General features: G+C 61.6%; 14 protein-coding genes. 6 read left to right on the plus strand and 8 right to left on the minus strand.

Annotation, left to right across the window (positions count from 1 at the left end; genetic code table 11):
* Positions 1 to 53 precede the first annotated feature (53 nt).
* The 6 genes from ASD83_RS00645 (at position 54) to glgX (ending at position 11,234) form a co-directional block, all read left to right on the plus strand.
* A complete protein-coding gene (locus tag ASD83_RS00645) occupies positions 54 to 2,525 on the plus strand; it encodes a glycogen/starch/alpha-glucan phosphorylase (protein WP_056306974.1) in 2,472 nt (823 codons plus the stop codon).
* A gap of 97 nt (positions 2,526 to 2,622) precedes the next feature.
* Positions 2,623 to 4,812 (plus strand): 1,4-alpha-glucan branching protein GlgB, encoded by a 2,190-nt coding sequence (glgB, locus tag ASD83_RS00650; RefSeq protein WP_056306976.1) that lies wholly within the window; start codon positions 2,623 to 2,625, stop codon positions 4,810 to 4,812.
* 55 nt (positions 4,813 to 4,867) lie between these two features.
* On the plus strand, positions 4,868 to 6,139 hold the full coding sequence (gene glgC, locus ASD83_RS00655; protein WP_056306978.1) for a glucose-1-phosphate adenylyltransferase: 1,272 nt from the start codon (positions 4,868 to 4,870) through the stop codon (positions 6,137 to 6,139).
* Positions 6,139 to 7,599, plus strand: a complete 1,461-nt coding sequence (gene glgA / locus ASD83_RS00660; protein ID WP_056309749.1) for a glycogen synthase GlgA — start codon at positions 6,139 to 6,141, stop codon at positions 7,597 to 7,599. Before glgC ends, glgA begins: the two co-directional genes overlap by 1 nt.
* On the plus strand, positions 7,580 to 9,211 hold the full coding sequence (locus ASD83_RS00665) for an alpha-D-glucose phosphate-specific phosphoglucomutase (protein ID WP_056306981.1): 1,632 nt from the start codon (positions 7,580 to 7,582) through the stop codon (positions 9,209 to 9,211). Before glgA ends, ASD83_RS00665 begins: the two co-directional genes overlap by 20 nt.
* A gap of 10 nt (positions 9,212 to 9,221) precedes the next feature.
* Positions 9,222 to 11,234 (plus strand): glycogen debranching protein GlgX, encoded by a 2,013-nt coding sequence (glgX, locus tag ASD83_RS00670; RefSeq protein WP_244489072.1) that lies wholly within the window; start codon positions 9,222 to 9,224, stop codon positions 11,232 to 11,234.
* Between the two features lie 128 nt (positions 11,235 to 11,362).
* On the opposite strand, the gene ASD83_RS00675 is transcribed toward glgX, so the two are convergent.
* The 8 genes from ASD83_RS00675 to ureC all read right to left on the minus strand — a co-directional run bounded on the left by ASD83_RS00675 (position 11,363) and on the right by ureC (position 17,122).
* Positions 11,363 to 11,827 (minus strand): GNAT family N-acetyltransferase, encoded by a 465-nt coding sequence (locus tag ASD83_RS00675; RefSeq protein WP_056306984.1) that lies wholly within the window; start codon positions 11,825 to 11,827, stop codon positions 11,363 to 11,365.
* A gap of 2 nt (positions 11,828 to 11,829) precedes the next feature.
* Positions 11,830 to 12,462: an urease accessory protein UreG gene (ureG, locus tag ASD83_RS00680; RefSeq protein WP_056306985.1), complete on the minus strand. Its 633-nt coding sequence runs from the start codon at positions 12,460 to 12,462 to the stop codon at positions 11,830 to 11,832.
* Between the two features lie 15 nt (positions 12,463 to 12,477).
* Entirely contained in the window at positions 12,478 to 12,909 is a 432-nt protein-coding gene (locus ASD83_RS00685; protein ID WP_082560887.1) for a DUF3995 domain-containing protein, read from the minus strand.
* On the minus strand, positions 12,906 to 13,562 hold the full coding sequence (locus ASD83_RS00690; protein WP_056306989.1) for an urease accessory protein UreF: 657 nt from the start codon (positions 13,560 to 13,562) through the stop codon (positions 12,906 to 12,908). The genes ASD83_RS00685 and ASD83_RS00690 overlap by 4 nt, the downstream gene beginning before the upstream one ends.
* A 171-nt stretch (positions 13,563 to 13,733) precedes the next feature.
* Positions 13,734 to 14,204 carry an urease accessory protein UreE gene (locus ASD83_RS00695; protein ID WP_056306991.1) on the minus strand — a complete coding sequence of 157 codons (471 nt, stop codon included), beginning with the start codon at positions 14,202 to 14,204 and terminating at the stop codon, positions 13,734 to 13,736.
* A gap of 20 nt (positions 14,205 to 14,224) precedes the next feature.
* Positions 14,225 to 14,812, minus strand: coding sequence for a hypothetical protein (locus tag ASD83_RS00700; protein ID WP_056306993.1), 588 nt, complete (start codon positions 14,810 to 14,812; stop codon positions 14,225 to 14,227).
* A 6-nt stretch (positions 14,813 to 14,818) separates the two neighbouring features.
* Positions 14,819 to 15,250: an MliC family protein gene (locus ASD83_RS00705; RefSeq protein WP_056306995.1), complete on the minus strand. Its 432-nt coding sequence runs from the start codon at positions 15,248 to 15,250 to the stop codon at positions 14,819 to 14,821.
* 162 nt (positions 15,251 to 15,412) lie between these two features.
* Positions 15,413 to 17,122, minus strand: a complete 1,710-nt coding sequence (ureC, locus tag ASD83_RS00710) for an urease subunit alpha (protein ID WP_056306997.1) — start codon at positions 17,120 to 17,122, stop codon at positions 15,413 to 15,415.
* Positions 17,123 to 17,170: the final 48 nt, after the last annotated feature.

The following is a 17,170-nucleotide window of genomic DNA, read 5'->3' on the forward strand; positions in this document are numbered from 1 at the left end:
TGCAAGAGTGAGCACATTAGAGGGGAACATCGTCATGAACACTGGATTGCGATATGCCGCAAAAGCCGATCGTCTACGATGCTCCTACGCCCGAGCCCCGTGCGACAACTGTTGAAGCCCTTCAGGCGGAAATCCTTGAAAAGCTGATCTATTCGGTCGGTAAGGACCCGATCGTCGCGCGTCCCCATGATTGGCTGCGCGCCACTATCCTGGCGGTGCGCGACCGTATCATGGATCGCTGGATGGAGAGTTCGCGCGAGACCTGGCGTACGTCCAACAAGCGCGTCTATTATCTCAGCCTCGAATTCCTGATCGGCCGGCTCATGCGCGATGCGATGAGCAATGTCGGCCTGATGGAGCCGGTGCAGCAGGCGCTCAGGAATCTCAATGTCGATCTGGGCGACCTGATCAATCTTGAGCCCGACGCGGCGCTGGGCAATGGCGGTCTTGGGCGGCTGGCGGCGTGTTTTCTCGAATCCATGTCTTCGGTGAAAATTCCGGCTTATGGCTATGGTATTCGCTATGTGCACGGGCTGTTTCGCCAGGAAATGAGCGAGGGCTGGCAGGTGGAACTGCCGGAAGACTGGCTCGCCCATGGCAATCCGTGGGAGTTCGAACGTCGCGAAAGCGCCTATGAGGTGGGCTTTGGCGGCCATGTCGAGCCGATTACCGATCCCGATGGGACGGTGCGGCACGAATGGCGGCCGAACGAACACCTGCTCGCGGTGGCTTATGATACGCCGATCGTGGGGTGGCGGGGCAGTCGCGTGAATACGCTGCGGCTCTGGAGCGCGCAGCCGATCGATCCGATCCTCCTCGACAAGTTCAATGCCGGCGATCACATCGGCGCGCTGGAAGAAAGCGCCAAGGCAGGGGCGATCACGCGGGTGCTCTATCCCGCCGATTCAACGCCCGCCGGGCAGGAACTGCGCTTGCGGCAGGAGTTTTTCTTCTCCTCGGCATCGCTGCAGGACATCGTGCGGCGGCATTTGCAGCAATATGGCGATCTCGGCTCGCTGCCGGACAAGGTGGCGATCCAGCTCAACGACACGCATCCGGCCATTTCGGTGGCCGAACTCATCCGCATCCTGATGGATGACAATGGAATGAGCTGGGACGAGGCGTGGAAGCTGACCAAGGGCACGTTCGGCTATACCAACCATACGCTCTTGCCGGAGGCGCTTGAAAGCTGGCCGGTGGCGCTGCTCGAGCGGCTGCTGCCGCGGCATATGCAGATCGTCTACCAAATCAACGCCGATGTGCTGACGGAAGCGCGCGAGTCCGCGAAATTCACCGACCAGCAGGTCGCGGCGGTGTCGCTGATCGACGAGAATGGCGGGCGCCGCGTGCGCATGGGGCAGTTGGCGTTTGCGGGATCGCATTCGATCAACGGGGTTTCGGCTCTTCACACTGAACTGATGAAGCAGACGGTGTTTGCGGACCTCCACAAGCTCTATCCCGAGCGCATCAACAACAAGACTAACGGCATTACGCCGCGGCGCTGGTTGATGCAGTGCAATCCGGGGCTGACCAAGCTGATCAGCGACCGGATCGGGCCCGATTTCCTCGACGATATCGAAAAGCTTCATGGTCTTGGCGCACATGCCGAGGATCCGAATTTCCAGAAGCAGTTTGCGGCGGTCAAGCGCGCCAACAAGGAGCGGCTGGTCAAGCTGATCAAGGAGCGGGTCAATGTGGCGGTGTCGCCGGACGCGCTCTTTGACGTGCAGATCAAGCGCATCCACGAATACAAGCGGCAATTGCTCAACATTATCCATGCCGTGGCGCTTTATGACGAAATTCGCGCCCATCCCGAGAAAAACTGGGTGCCGCGCGTCAAGATTTTCGCGGGCAAGGCAGCGCCGAGTTACTGGAACGCCAAGCTGATCATCAAGCTGATCAATGACGTCGCCAAGGTGATCAATCACGACCCGGCTGTACGGGGTCTCCTCAAGGTGGTGTTCCTGCCCAACTATAATGTCAGCCTTGCCGAAATGATCGTGCCGGCGGCCGATCTTTCCGAGCAAATCTCGACGGCGGGCATGGAGGCCTCGGGAACCGGCAACATGAAGTTCATGGCCAATGGCGCAATCACCATCGGGACCATGGATGGCGCCAATGTCGAGATGCACACGGAAGTGGGCGACGACAATATCGTTATCTTCGGTCTGACGACGGAGGAGGTCGAAGAGAAACGTGGCCGCAGCGAAGTGCCGCGCGGGGCGATCGACAAATCGCCGCGATTGCGTGAGGCGCTGGAAGCGATTTCTTCGGGCGTGTTCTCGCCAGACGATCCGAACCGGTATCGGGACCTGATCGGTGGTCTTTATGACCATGACTGGTTCATGGTGGCGCGCGATTTCGACGCCTATTGGGCGGCGCAGGCCAAGGTCGAAAAGATCTGGCAGGACCGGTCGCGCTGGGACGCGATGGCCATTCGCAATACGGCCAATGTCGGCTTCTTCTCGTCGGACAGGACGATCAGGCAATATGCTGCCGACATCTGGAACGTGCAGACTGCATAAGAAAAACACGAGCGGTCGCGGATCGAATTGGGGTCCGCGACCATTCCGAATTGCGACCACCGACATTCAATCGGTTGGTTATGGGGGGATATGAGGCGTGAGCAGGGAAACTTGGCAGGCCGATAGCCGTGACGTCGAAGAGATCGTGGCCGGTCGCCACAGGGATGCTTTCGGCGTGCTTGGCTTACACGAGATCGACGGGCAGTGGGTGCTGCGCGCCTTCATTCCGCATGCGGAATCGGTGGCGGCCTTTACGCTCGATGGGCGGGAATTAGGGATTCTCTACCCCCGGCACGCCGGGGGCGTGTTCGAGGGGAAGGTGGAAATCGACCGGCGGCAGCCGATCCGCTTCCTCGCCAAGAATGCGGGCGGGGAATGGGAGGTGTTCGACCCCTATTCCTTCGGGCCGGTGCTGGGGCCGATGGACGATTATTTCATCGGCGAAGGCAGCCATCTCAGGCTGTTCGACAAGCTTGGCGCCCATGAAATGGAGTTCGAGGGTATCCACGGCACGCATTTTGCGGTCTGGGCCCCCAATGCGCTGCGCGTCTCGGTGGTTGGTGCGTTCAACCAGTGGGACGGCCGGCGCAATCCGATGCGCAACCGTAACGGCATCTGGGAAGTGTTCATTCCGGTGCTCGGCACGGGGACGATCTATAAGTATGAAATCGTCGGGCCCGACGGCGTGGTGCTGCCGCTCAAGGCCGATCCGTTTGCCCGGCAGGCGGAACTGCGGCCGCGTTCGGCTTCGGTGGTGCCCGATCCGACCCCGTTCACCTGGACCGACCAGAAATATATGGAAGAGCGCGCCACCCATGATTGGCGGCGCACGCCTATGTCCATCTATGAGGTGCATCTTGGCTCGTGGCGGCGACGGCCGGATGGGTCATTCCTCTCCTATGACCAATTGGCCGAGCAGCTCGTGCCCTATGCGGCTGATATGGGGTACACCCATCTCGAATTTTTGCCGGTTTCCGAGCATCCATTCGATCCGAGCTGGGGCTATCAGCCGACGGGACTTTTTGCGCCGACATCGCGGCACGGCGACCCGGCCGGCTTTGCCCGGCTGGTGAATGCGGCGCATGAGGCGGGGCTCGGGGTTATCCTCGACTGGGTGCCTGCGCATTTTCCGACCGATGAATTCGGGCTCGCTCATTTCGATGGCACGGCGCTCTATGAGCATGCTGATCCCAGGCAGGGCTATCATCCGGACTGGAACACGGCGATCTACAATTTCGGGCGCAAGGAGGTTTCGTCCTTCCTGACCAATAGCGCGCTCTACTGGTTCGAGGTGTTCCATATCGATGGGCTGCGCGTCGATGCCGTGGCCTCGATGCTCTATCTCGACTATTCGCGCCAGCCGGGGCAATGGGTGCCCAACAAGCATGGCGGCAACGAAAATCTGGAAGCTGTCGCCTTCCTGCAGCGGGTGAATGCTGAGGTTTATCGGCAGTTTCCGGGCGCCTTCATGATCGCCGAAGAGTCGACTTCGTGGCCGGGTGTCAGTCACCCGACCTATAATGGCGGGCTCGGGTTCGGCTTCAAGTGGAACATGGGCTTCATGAACGACACGTTGCGTTTCATGAGCCGCAATCCCATTCATCGGCGCTTTCACCACAACGACATGACCTTCGGGTTGATCTACGCATTCTCGGAAAATTTCGTGCTGCCGCTGAGCCATGACGAAGTGGTGCATGGCAAGGGTTCGCTGCTGGAGAAAATGCCGGGCGATGACTGGCAGCAATTTGCCAATCTGCGTGCGTACCTGGCCTTCATGTGGGGGCATCCGGGCAAGAAGCTGTTGTTCATGGGCCAGGAATTTGCCCAGCGCGAGGAATGGGCGGAAAGCCGGGGGCTCGACTGGTGGCTGCTCGACGCTGCCCCGCATGAGGGCATGCGGCGGCTGGTGGCCGATCTCAACGCCGCCTACCGCAGCCTGCCGGCTTTGCATGAGCACGATTGCGAGCCTGAGGGCTTTGAGTGGCTGATCGGCAATGATCAGACCAATACGGTCTACGCGTGGGTGCGAAAGGCGGGGGACGCCGATCCGGTGATCGTCATCTCCAATTTCACGCCAGTGCCACGCAGCGGGTACAAGGTGCCGGTGCCCCTCGTGGGGCGCTGGGTGGAGCGGATCAATACGGATGCCGGCTGGTATTCCGGGGGCAATACGGGGAACCAGGGGGCGGTGATCGCGCACGCCGTCGAGGGACGGCACATGCCGGCGGAGTTGGAACTCTATTTGCCGCCGCTGGCGACGCTGTTCCTGAAATATGAGCCGGAATGATCGGTATCGAGTGAATACGTCCCGCGGAAATGCGGGCAGGTGTGGAGGGAAATGAATGGCTGACTATCGAGTACCGTCTCCATTGGCGCGTGAAGCCATGGCCTATGTGCTTGCCGGGGGGCGCGGCACGCGTTTGATGGAATTGACCGACCGGCGCGCCAAGCCTGCGGTCTACTTTGGGGGCAAGTCGCGCATTATCGACTTCGCGCTGTCCAATGCCATCAATTCGGGCATTCGCCGTATTTCGGTGGCGACGCAATATCAGGCGCACAGCCTGATCCGCCACCTGCAGCGCGGCTGGAATTTTTTGCGCACGGAACGCAACGAGAGCTTTGACGTGCTGCCGGCGAGCCAGCGCGTGAAAGAGGACATGTGGTATGCGGGCACCGCCGATGCCGTCTACCAGAACATGGACATCATCGAGGATTACGGCGCGCGCTATATCGTGCTGCTGGCTGGCGACCATATCTACAAGATGGACTACGAAATCATGCTTCGGCAGCATGTGGACACGGGCGCCGATGTGACCATTGGTTGTCTCGAAGTGCCGCGCATGGAAGCCACCGGCTTTGGCGTGATGCATGTCGATGGGCGCGACCGGGTGGTCGATTTCGTCGAAAAGCCCAAGGATCCGCCGGGGATTCCCGACAAGCCGGATATGGCTCTGGCCTCGATGGGTATCTATGTGTTCGAGACGCGCTTCCTGATGGAACAGCTGCGTCGTGACGCAGCGACCGAGGGCTCCAGCCGCGATTTCGGCAAGGATATCATCCCCTATATCGTCAAGAACGGCACAGCCTGGGCGCATCGTTTCCCGCGCTCCTGCGTGCGGTCCAGTAATGAGACGGTTTCCTATTGGCGCGATGTGGGTACGGTCGACGCTTATTGGAGGGCCAGTATCGATCTGACCGATATCAACCCCCAGCTCGATCTCTATGATCGCGACTGGCCGATCTGGACCTATGCGGAGATTACGCCGCCGGCCAAGTTCGTGCACGATTTCGATGGGCGACGTGGCTCCGCGGTCAATTCGCTGGTGTCGGGCGATTGCATCATTTCGGGTGGTCATTTGCAGCGCACGCTGCTCTCGACCGGCTCCAGGGTGCATTCCTATTCGGTGCTCGAAGAGGCGGTGGTGCTGCCCTATTGCGATATCGGGCGCAATGCGCGACTGAAAAAGGTCGTCATCGATCGCGGTGTGTCCATCCCCGAGGGGCTGGTGGTCGGCGAGGATCCTGAATTCGACGCCAAGTGGTTCAGGCGGACGGAAGATGGCGTAACGCTTGTTACCCAAGCCATGGTCAATCGGTATCTGGCTGATCGATGATCGAGGTTCTATCCGTCGCTTCGGAAGTCTATCCGCTGATCAAGACCGGGGGGCTGGCCGACGTGGCCGGCGCCCTGCCTGCCGCGCTCGCCAAGAACGGCGTCGCCATGCGCACGCTGGTGCCGGGCTATCCGGCGGTCATGGCGAAGCTCGGGCAATCGCGCGAGGTCTATTATTTCAGCGATCTGTTCGGCGTGACCGGAAGGCTGATTGCCGGGCGGGCCGAAGGGCTCGACTTGATCGTGCTCGATGCGCCGGCGCTCTATGATCGGCCGGGAAACCCCTATATGGGGCCCGATGGCTGGGACTGGCCGGACAACTGGAAGCGGTTTGCGGCGCTTTCCTGGGTGGCGGCGGAACTGGGGCTTGGGTTGGTCGAGGGCTATCGGCCGCAGGTTATTCACGCGCATGACTGGCAGGCGGGGCTTGTGGCGGCCTATGTGAAATATGGGCCGTCGGCGACGCTGAAGACGGTTGTCACCGTGCACAACATGGCCTTTCAGGGCACGTATGGGGCGGATATCTTTGCGCAATTGCGCTTGCCGGCGCATGCGTTTTCAGTGGAAGGCGTCGAGTATTTTGGGGGTGTCGGCTATCTCAAGGCCGGTGTGGAATGCGCCGATGTGGTGACCACCGTGTCGCCAACCTATTCGGCTGAGATCCGGACCCCGGCTTTTGGCATGGGGCTTGAAGGCTTGCTCAACAACCGCTCCGGCACAGTCTTTGGGGTGCTCAACGGCATCGACATGGATGCCTGGAACCCGGCGACCGATCAGCACTTGAGTACGACTTATACGGCCAATTCGCTTGGTAGCCGCGCCACCAACAAGGCGGCGGTGCAGGAGGCGTTTGCGCTGGAGCCATCGAACGGGCCGCTGTTTGCGGTGGTCAGCCGATTGACCTGGCAGAAGGGCATCGACCTCCTCGTCGGCTGCATCGACATGATGGTGGAAGCGGGGGCGCAGCTTGCAGTGCTGGGTTCTGGCGAGGCAGAGCTCGAGAACGCCGTGCGCGGCGCGGCGATGCGGCATCCGGGGCGGGTGGGCCTGGTGACCGGATACAACGAGCAGTTGAGCCATCTGGTGCAGGGCGGGGCCGACGTGATGATGGTGCCCTCGCGCTTCGAGCCGTGCGGCCTGACGCAGCTTTATGCGCTGCGTTACGGGTGTATTCCGCTGGTCAGCCGGGTCGGTGGGCTCAATGACACGGTGATCGACGCCAATGTTGCCGCATTGCAGGCCGAGGTAGCGACGGGGGTGCAATTTGCGCCGCCAAGCGAGGAGGCGCTGGCCAATGCCATCAGGCGGACGCTTGAACTCTACGCTGACGAAAAAAGCTGGAAGAAGATGCAGAGGCGCGGGATGAAATCGGATGTGAGCTGGGAAGCCAGCGCCGCTCGATATGCCCAGATCTATGCATCGCTGATTGGACTGAAAGCCGATGACGATACAGACCATTAAAACGACGCCTTATGCCGACCAGAAGCCGGGCACTTCGGGCCTGCGGAAGCGCGTGCCGGTTTTCCAGCAACCCAACTATCTCGAAAATTTCGTTCAGGCGATTTTCGATAGTCTCGAAGGCTTGGTTGGCCAGACGCTGGTGATCGGCGGGGACGGGCGCTTTTACAATGACGTCGCCATTCAGAAGGCGATCCGCATTGCAGCGGCCAATGGCTTTGGCAAGGTTCTGGTCGGGCAGGGCGGTCTGCTCTCGACGCCGGCGGCGAGCAATATCATTCGCCATTACAAGGCTTTCGGCGGACTTGTTCTGTCGGCGAGTCACAATCCGGGCGGGCCGGATGGTGACTTTGGCATCAAGTACAATATCGGCAATGGCGGGCCGGCGCCCGAGAAGATCACCGACGCGGTTTTTGCCCGGACGCAGGTGATCGACAGTTTCAAGACGCTCGATACGCCCGATATCGATCTCGGGAAGATCGGGACGCAGCAGGTTGGTGACATGGTGGTCGAGGTGATCGATCCCGTGACGGACTATGCGGCGCTGATGGAGACGCTGTTCGATTTCGACGCGATCCGCGGGCTGTTCGCGTCGGGCTTCACCATGACGTTCGACTCGATGCACGCGATCACCGGGCCCTATGCCAAGGCGATCCTCGAAGGGATGCTTGGGGCGCCGGCTGGTACGGTGAAGAACGGCGTGCCATCGCCGACGTTCAATCATGGGCATCCCGATCCCAACCTCGTTTATTGCAAGGACATGTACGACCTGCTGATGACCGAGGCAGGGCCGGATTTCGGCGCGGCTTCCGATGGCGACGGGGATCGCAATCTCATTATCGGCAAGAACCGGTTCGTGACGCCTTCGGACTCGCTGGCGCTCCTGGCGGCCAATGCGCATCTGGCGCCGGGTTATAAAGCGGGGATCGCGGGGATCGCCCGTTCCATGCCGACCAGTGCTGCGGCTGATCGCGTGGCGGAAAAGCTCGGCATTGAAATGCACGAGACGCCGACGGGCTGGAAGTTCTTCGGCAATCTGCTCGATGCCGGCCGGGTGACCATTTGCGGCGAGGAAAGCGCGGGCACGGGTTCGAACCATGTGCGCGAAAAGGACGGTCTCTGGGCTGTGCTGCTGTGGCTCAATATTCTTGCCGTGCGCAAGGAAAGCGTCGATGCCATCGTGCGCGAGCACTGGGCGACCTATGGGCGGAATTACTATACGCGCCATGACTATGAGGAAGTGGACAGCGCCATTGCCAATGCGCTGGTCGACGATCTGCGCGGGCGGCTTTCGGCGCTGCCGGGGCAGGTGCTCAACGGGCTCGAAGTCAGCTATGCGGATGATTTTACCTACCATGATCCGGTAGATGGCTCGACCAGCGCGAAGCAGGGCATTCGCATCGGGTTCAAGGACGGTTCGCGAATAGTCCTCAGGCTCTCAGGAACTGGCACGGTAGGCGCAACGTTGCGGGTCTACCTCGAACAGTATGAGCCCCCCAATGGAAACCACGATCTCGACACCCAGCGTGCCCTCGAGCGTCTTATCGGGATCACAGAAGACCTCGCCGGCATCAAGGCCCGGACAGGCCGCGCCGAACCCAGCGTTATCACTTGAGCGCACTCCAGTGACCGGACCACAACTTGTTCCCGGCGCCGGGAGCATCGAAAAGCTCGGCGCCACGATCACGCCCGATGGCGTCAATTTCGCTGTTTATTCGGAGTCGGCGAGCGCCATCTGGGTGTCGCTCTATGACGAGCAGGACCAGGAAATCGAGCGGTTCGAGCTCGATGTGCATGCGGACAATATCCGCGCCGGGCTGATTGCCGGCATCGGGGCGGGTGCGCGCTATGGCCTCAGGGCCGATGGGCGCTATGACCCGGATCAGGGCTATTTCTTCGATCCCCACAAGCTGCTGGTCGATCCTTATGCGCGCCGGTTGGATCGCGTGTTCGTGCGTTCACCGCGGCTGCGGTTGCCGCGTGAAGAGGCGGTCGATACGGCGCCGCTCATCCCCAAGGCGATCGTGGTGGGGGATGGCAATGAAAACATCATGCCGCGCAAGAAGGCGCCGAGCCTTTTCTACGAACTCAATGTGCGCGGCTTTTCGATGCGCCATCCGAGCGTACAGGGGCCGTTGCGCGGCACGATTGCGGGGCTGACCACCAAGTGGGTGGTCGACCATTTCAAGCATATGGGCGTCGATACGATCCAGCTGATGCCGACGGCGGCCTGGATCGATGAGGGGCATTTGCCGGCTCTCGGGCTGACCAATGCCTGGGGCTATAATCCGGTGGCTTACTTTGCCATCGACCCCCGGCTGGCGCCGCGCGGGCCGCAGGAATTGCGGGTGATGACCGATCTATACCGCAAGAACGGCATCTCGGTGATCCTCGATGTGGTCTATAATCATACCGGCGAGAGCGACGCGCAGGGCCCGATGCTGAGCATGATGGGGCTCGATGCGCACACCTATTATCGCTTCGTCGAAGTCGATGGGAAACAGCACCTCGTCAATGATACGGGCACCGGCAATACGCTACGCTGCGATCATCCGGCGGTGCAGCGGCTGGTGATCGAAAGCCTGCGCTATTGGGTCGAGGAAATGGGTGTTTCCGGTTTCCGTTTTGACCTCGCGACGGTTTTGGGTCGCGAACCGGGGTTCAATCCGGAAGCGGAGATGCTGAAAAAGATCAAGGCCGATCCGGTGTTGAGCAAGTGCATCCTCGTGGCCGAACCTTGGGATCCGGGTCCGGGGGGCTATGCTCTGGGGAAATTCGGCAAGGAATTCCAGGAGCACAACGATACGTTCCGCGACGAAGTGCGGGCCTTCTGGAAGGGCGAGCCGGCCAAGATCGGCTCACTAGCCGGCAAGGTTTCGGGCTCGGCGGAAATCTTCAACTTTGCCGGCCGCAAGCCACACCATGGCGTCAATATGCTCGCCGTGCACGACGGTTTTACCCTGCGCGATCTCGTGAGCTATCACGACAAGCACAATGAGGCGAACGGCGAGAACAACCGCGACGGGCATAGCAATAACCAGTCGTGGAATTGCGGTGTCGAAGGCGAGACCGACGATCCGGCGATCAATGCGGCGCGCAAGCGCGATGTGCGGGCGCTGCTGGCGACGCTGTTTTTGTCTCGTGGGACGCCGTTGATCCAGCAGGGCGACGAGATGTATCGGACGCAGCAGGGCAATAATAACGCCTATGCGCAGGACAACGAAATCACCTGGGTCGACTGGGAAGGCGCCGACGGGGCGCTGGTGGATTTCGTCGCGGCGATCAACAATTTCCGCAAGGCGCATCCGGCGGTGAGCCACGACCACTTTCTCACCGGTCAGGAGAGGCATGGCGTTCGCGATGTCGTCTGGTTGCATCCGGACGGCCGAGAAATGAACGATGCCGACTGGAACGACGGCGGCGCCTCGGTGCTGGGGATGGACCTCAAGCACAAGGACGACGAAGTGCTGGTCTGGTTCAATCGTCGGATCGATGCGGTGGATGCCAAATTGCCCGAAGGGGAGTGGGCGGTAGGTGTCGATTCCGACCCGGATGCCGCCATCACTATTGCGGACGGCAAGGTGCAGATTGGCGCCCGGTCGGTGCTGGCGCTGGTTCGGCCGCAGCCGCAGGGGTGAGGGTGAGACATTCACCGTGAGGTGGTAGATGCCCGCGGGCTGTCGTCCCGGCGAAGGCCGGGACCCATGCTGAGATTTGGGGATGGGCCCCGGCCTTCGCAGGGGTGACAATCGGGGGTGAGGCGGCTTTAGTGCGGCTCTACCGGGACCATGCCGTGGCGCTGATAGAAGCGCTGGGCGGCGGTGTTGGAGGTTTCTACTTTAAGATCGACATGGGGCGCGCCGCGATGGCGGAACTGCGCGAATGCGGTGTTGAGGAGATGGGCGCCGAGACCCCGGTCGCGCCAGGCGGGGGCCACAACGATGTCCTTGATGAAATTGCTGGTCCAGCATTGGACGAGGCCAGCCGGCTGGCCTTGGGCAGTTGCGATTATGACAAGGGCGGGGTCGAATTCTTGGTCTTCGACAAGGGGCCACCACCATTGATCGAAATCGGGCACGGCACCGCCGCCGCCGGCATAGGCGGCGCGAAGGAGGGCGTGCAGTTCCGCGGGTTTCGTCTGCCAGAGTGGCGTGATGGCGATGCCTGCGGGAAGTGCCGGAAGAGAGACAGGCCCGTCGAGCGGTCGGCGGAGGCGGATGTGGTCAGCCAAGGTTATTCCGCAGCCACAGCCTGGAAGCCGCCGTGCTTCTCGATGAAGGTGATGATCTCGTCGAGGCTTTCGCGGCGCAGGAGGTCGGTGAAGACATAGGGCCGGCCTTCGCGGACTTTCTGGGTGTCGCTTTCCATCACCTCGAGGCTGGCGCCGACATAGGGCGCGAGGTCGGTGTGGGTGATGACCAAGAGGTCCGAGCGCGAGATAGCGGGGCCGCCCTTGCGGGGGACTTTTTCGCCTTGGGCGACCGAGATCACGTAGATGGTGAGATCGGCGAGATCGGGGGAGAAGGTGGCCGCGAGATTGTCGCCGCCGCTTTCGATCAGGACAATGTCGAGATCGGGAAATTTGCGGTTGAGATCGTCGATGGCGGCGAGGTTCAACGAGGCGTCTTCGCGGATGGCGGTATGTGGGCAGCCGCCGGTTTCGACGCCGACGATGCGGTCTTCGGAAATGGCCTGGACGCGGGCGAGGATCAGCGCGTCTTCCTGGGTATAGATGTCATTGGTGACCACGGCCATGGAATAGCGATCGCGCATGGCCTTGAGCAGCATTTCACAGAGGGTGGTCTTGCCTGACCCGACGGGGCCGCCAATGCCGATGCGGAGCGGTCCATTGAGGCTTTTGGTCATGGCAAGTTTCCTTTTTCAGAGAAAGCGGAAGACGACGAGGGCGACAAAGCCGAGGCCGAGGGCAAGGCAGAGCGGGGAATAGACTCTGATATCGTTAAGGCGGAAATTCGGTTCCGGCGTCAGGCCCTTCCACCAGGTGGTGTAGCCGGCAATGCCGCGGGCGAGGAAGACGGCGGCAAACGCGAGGCCGCCGAGATTGAGCCAGATGCCGCCGCTATCGTGATCAGCCAGCGCCAGGGCGTAAATGCCAGCGGCAATGGTGGCGACGGCGATGGCGAAAGAGGCCAGGCGCGGGGGCATGCGCTCGATGTCCTTAAAACCCACGACGGTCTGAGCGAGCAGCTTTTCGTTGCGGATCGGCCAGGTGCGTCCCATCGACCAGAGGAAGTGCGCCAGCGACACGGCGAGGAGGGCGATGAACATCATGGACGCGATGAACATGTTCATGAACGGAAGATCCTTGTGGGCAGCGTTTCGTGCTGCATCTGGGCGATATCGGCGCCATAGGCGACGCTGCCGATTTCGTCCAGTGTGGCATGCTGGCACAGAGCGGCCAGTTTCGCGATATCGGGTTCCAATGCAGCCATGATGGCGAGGCCGTCGGTCTGTCCGATGGGCACGAGACGGACGGCGACGGACACCTGGCTGTGGACCGTGGCGGTGAGAAAAGCGAGGAGCGTATCGAAGAGCGCTATGCCGTGTGCGCCGGCGATTGCGCCGACGGCGATCGGATAGGGGCAGGGGTGCGGCAGCTCTAGCGGCGGATCGACGGGCCAGGCGGCGGCGGCGGTTGCAAAGGCGTTACCGGTTGCGGTGGTTTCGGCGGCGCGCTCGCGGGCGGGCGTCAGGGCGAGGCAGAGGTCGGCCAGATCGCGCAGCTTTTCGGGGGAGCGGGACGATCTGTGGGCGTGCGCGAGAAGAATGGCGTCGGTGCGCAGGCTGCCGTGGAGTAGGGCGCCGGAGATCCAGTCTTCGGCTGTTTTTCGGTCGTGCACGAGACGGGTGACGATGGCGGTTTCGAGGCCGGCAGACCAGGCGAAAGCGCCCACGGGAAAGGCGGGGGAGAGCCAGGTCAGCAGCTTTTGCAGGTCGCTGGTCACTGGGTGAAATCTACCTTGGGCCGAAATAGTCAGTAGCCCTCATGGTGAGGTGCTTTGCGAAGCAAAGCCTCGAACCACGGGGGCGGTGCCACGACCTCGTCCTTCGAGGCTCCGCTGCGCTCCGCACCTCAGGATGAGGTCTACTACTGTTGTCGTGCGACAGTGCAGATGTCATCTTGCGAGAAGGGCGTGGGCCGGTTCGGCGTGGTTGTGGCTGTGATAGGCGCCGTGTTCGGCAAAGAAGGGTTCGGTTACGTCGGCGACCGTGGCGCCGAGGCCTTCGAGCATGGTTTTGAGCACGTGGTCGCGCTTGATGAGGATGCGGCCGGCATCGAGCTGGGCCGGGGTGTGGCGATTGCCGATATGCCAGGCGAGGCGCAGGAGGTGGGCGGCGTCGTTGGCGGTGACGGCGTAGAGGATTTCCCTGGCGGCGAGGATTTCAAACAGGCGGCCGTCTTCGAGTTCTAGTGCCCCTTCGTGGTCGAGCGTGACCGTATTGGGAAAGTCGACCAGGACTTCCGTGCCATTCCTGCCGGTAAGGAGCTTGCGGCGCAGGCGCCTCTCGTCGTGGGCGAGGGTGATGCTGTCTATGGCGGCGCCACGGCCGTGATGGGCGGGCAGATGGGCGACGGCACGAAGCATGTTGGCGTCAAGTCCTTGAGTCAGTGGGTCGTATTGAAGAAGCGCGCGATTAGGTAGAACTGGTAGACGATATGCAGTCCGACCACAAACAAATGCACGCGCCGATCGGACGAGCGCCAGGCGATGACGCATAGAACGAGGCCGACCGGCACCTGGATGAAATAGGACAGATCGAAGCGCGCCAGGTGCGTGCCGCCCTTTATGATCGTGTCGACGGTATCGAGCACGAACGTGGTGGCGAGCAACCCGAAGAACCAGGGCCGGCGCCTGAGGAAGAAATCCTCATAGCCCTTGTATTCGGAGATATTGTCGGGGCAGAGCAGCGCCGCCATCATGAACAGGGTCACGGCATAGGTGATGATGAAGAAGGCGATGCCGAAGGTCCAGTTTGCTAGCTGGAAGAGCGAGAATTCCCACCACCAGAAGAGGATGAGTTCGAGCAGGATCGAACCCATCCAAAGCAGGTGCAAATAGGAGCGGCCGGGCCGGTCCGGATGTTGCACCATGCCGGCGAAAGTCATCAGCAGGCGGGTTATGCCCAGGCCGACCACCGTCCCCATGACGATGCGGATATGGGGGAATATCTCTGGATGGGCTACTGGCTCCATGGCGACCTATGGTGCGTTGCCGGCCGCGAGGCAGGTGGCGAGTGGGGGCTCGTCTTCGCCCGAGCGGAGGTCGCGCAGGGTGGCTTCATCGCCGGTGTCCCACCACTCATAGGGGCCCGAGACATAGCGGGCGCCGGAGGCGGAAAGGGTGGTGGCGAAAATATGCGTTTCGCCTTCCACCGGCACGATGGCGAGGAAGTTGGGGGCCGCGTTGATATATTGCACGCGGAAACCATCGCCATTGTCGCACTGGTAGACGACCGTGCGGCGCTCGATGTCGCTGGTCGCATCGAGGGTCAGGGTCAGCGTCGCGGTGACGGTTGGCAGCACGGGCGGCGTCGCCGATGCTTCGGCAGGCGCGGCGGCGTCCTGTGCCGATGCGGCGCCGGCGGCGAGCAGAAGAATACCGCCCGCGAGAAGGCTCCTCAAATCGATCATGGCTTTTCCTCGATTTCGTTGGAAACAGTGCGAAGCACCCAGGAGTCTGTCTCCACAATCATGGTGATTGATTGTTCTGGCAAGGTGTCAGCGTGATGAAATCCAGAAGTCTCCGAGGTTTGGGAGGATGATTTCTTCGGTTGGCGCCGCCCGCTGGCCGCATCAGAACAGGAAATATCGCTGCGCCATGGGCAGCACTGTGGCTGGCTCGCAGGTGAGAAGTATGCCATCGGCGCGCACTTCGTAGGTTTCGGGGTGCACTTCGATATTGGGAGTGGCGGAATTGAGCTTCATCGCTGCCTTGCCGATGCCGCCGCGGGTATTGCTGACTGGGACCAACTGCTTGTCGACGCCGAGGCGGTCGCGAAGGCCGGCGTCGTGGGCCGCTTGGGAGATGAAGGTGACCGAGGAGCGGCTGACGAGCTTGCCATAGGCGCCGAACATCGGGCGGTAGTGCATCGGCTGGGGCGTCGGGATCGAGGCGTTCGGATCGCCCATAGGGGCGGCGGCGATGGAGCCGCCGATCAACACCATATCCGGCTTTACGCCGAAAAAGGCGGGGCTCCAGAGGACGAGATCGGCGCGCTTGCCGACTTCAATGGAGCCGATGTGCTGGCTCATGCCTTGGGCGATGGCGGGGTTGATGGTGTATTTGGCGATGTAACGGCGGACGCGGAAATTGTCGTTGTCGCCGGTTTCCTCGGCCAGTTTGCCGCGCTGGCGTTTCATCTTGTCGGCGGTCTGCCAGGTGCGGATGAGAACTTCGCCGACGCGGCCCATGGCCTGGCTGTCTGACGAGATGATCGAGAGCGCGCCCATGTCGTGGAGAATGTCCTCGGCCGCGATGGTTTCCTTGCGGATGCGGCTTTCGGCGAAGGCGACGTCTTCGGGGATCGACTGATCGAGGTGGTGGCAAACCATGAGCATGTCGAGATGCTCGGCGATGGTGTTGACCGTGTAGGGGCGGGTCGGATTGGTCGAAGAGGGGATGACGTTGGGGAGGCCCGCAACTTTCAGAATATCGGGGGCATGGCCGCCGCCGGCGCCCTCGGTATGGAAGGCGTGGATGGTGCGGCCCTTAAAGGCGCCTACGGTGTCTTCGACGAAGCCTGATTCATTGAGCGTGTCGGTGTGGATCATCACCTGCACGTCGTAGTCGTCGGCGACCGAGAGGCAATTGTCGATGGTGGCGGGGGTGGTGCCCCAATCTTCGTGGAGTTTGAGGGCCGAGGCGCCGGCGAGGATCATTTCTTCGAGCGGGGCGGGGAGGGCGGCATTGCCCTTGCCGGCTAGGGCGAGGTTCATCGGAAAGGCGTCAAAACTCTCGATCATGCGCTCGATGTGCCAGGCGCCGGTGCAGGTGGTGGCAAGGGTGCCATGGGCCGGGCCGGAGCCGCCGCCGAGCATGGTGGTCATGCCACTCATCAGCGCTTCTTCGATCTGCTGGGGGCAGATGAAATGGATATGGGCGTCCATGCCGCCGGCGGTGAGGATTTTGCCTTCGCCGGCGATGGCTTCGGTCGAGGGGCCGATGATGATATCGACGCCCGATTGGGTGTCGGGATTGCCGGCTTTGCCGATGCCAGCGATGCGGCCATTCTTGAGGCCGATATCGGCCTTGTAGATGCCGGTATGATCGACGACCAGGGCATTGGTGATAACGGTATCGACGGCGCCTTCAGCGCGCGTGCGCTGGGACTGGCCCATGCCATCGCGGATGACCTTGCCGCCGCCGAATTTCACCTCTTCGCCATAGGTGGTGAAATCCTTTTCCACCTCGATGAACAGTTCGGTATCGGCCAGACGCACCTTGTCGCCGGTGGTGGGGCCGTACATGTCGGCATAGGTGGCGCGGGAAATGCGGGCGGGCATGGCGAGGCTCCGGAAATCAGGAGAGGCGTTGAATGGGTGCGGCAAACG

Origin of the sequence: Devosia sp. Root685 (genome assembly GCF_001427875.1) — a bacterium.
GTDB lineage: Bacteria > Pseudomonadota > Alphaproteobacteria > Rhizobiales > Devosiaceae > Devosia.

Coding starts and splice junctions, on each gene's coding strand:
- ASD83_RS00695 (WP_056306991.1), bottom strand. CDS start 14,204: ATGCTTCGTGCCGTCGCCCATCTGCCCGCCCATCACGGCCGTGGCGCC.
- ASD83_RS00665 (WP_056306981.1), top strand. CDS start 7,580: ATGACGATACAGACCATTAAAACGACGCCTTATGCCGACCAGAAGCCG.
- glgC (WP_056306978.1), top strand. CDS start 4,868: ATGGCTGACTATCGAGTACCGTCTCCATTGGCGCGTGAAGCCATGGCC.
- ASD83_RS00700 (WP_056306993.1), bottom strand. CDS start 14,812: ATGGAGCCAGTAGCCCATCCAGAGATATTCCCCCATATCCGCATCGTC.
- ureC (WP_056306997.1), bottom strand. CDS start 17,122: ATGCCCGCCCGCATTTCCCGCGCCACCTATGCCGACATGTACGGCCCC.
- ASD83_RS00705 (WP_056306995.1), bottom strand. CDS start 15,250: ATGATCGATTTGAGGAGCCTTCTCGCGGGCGGTATTCTTCTGCTCGCC.
- ureG (WP_056306985.1), bottom strand. CDS start 12,462: ATGACCAAAAGCCTCAATGGACCGCTCCGCATCGGCATTGGCGGCCCC.
- ASD83_RS00685 (WP_082560887.1), bottom strand. CDS start 12,909: ATGAACATGTTCATCGCGTCCATGATGTTCATCGCCCTCCTCGCCGTG.
- ASD83_RS00645 (WP_056306974.1), top strand. CDS start 54: ATGCCGCAAAAGCCGATCGTCTACGATGCTCCTACGCCCGAGCCCCGT.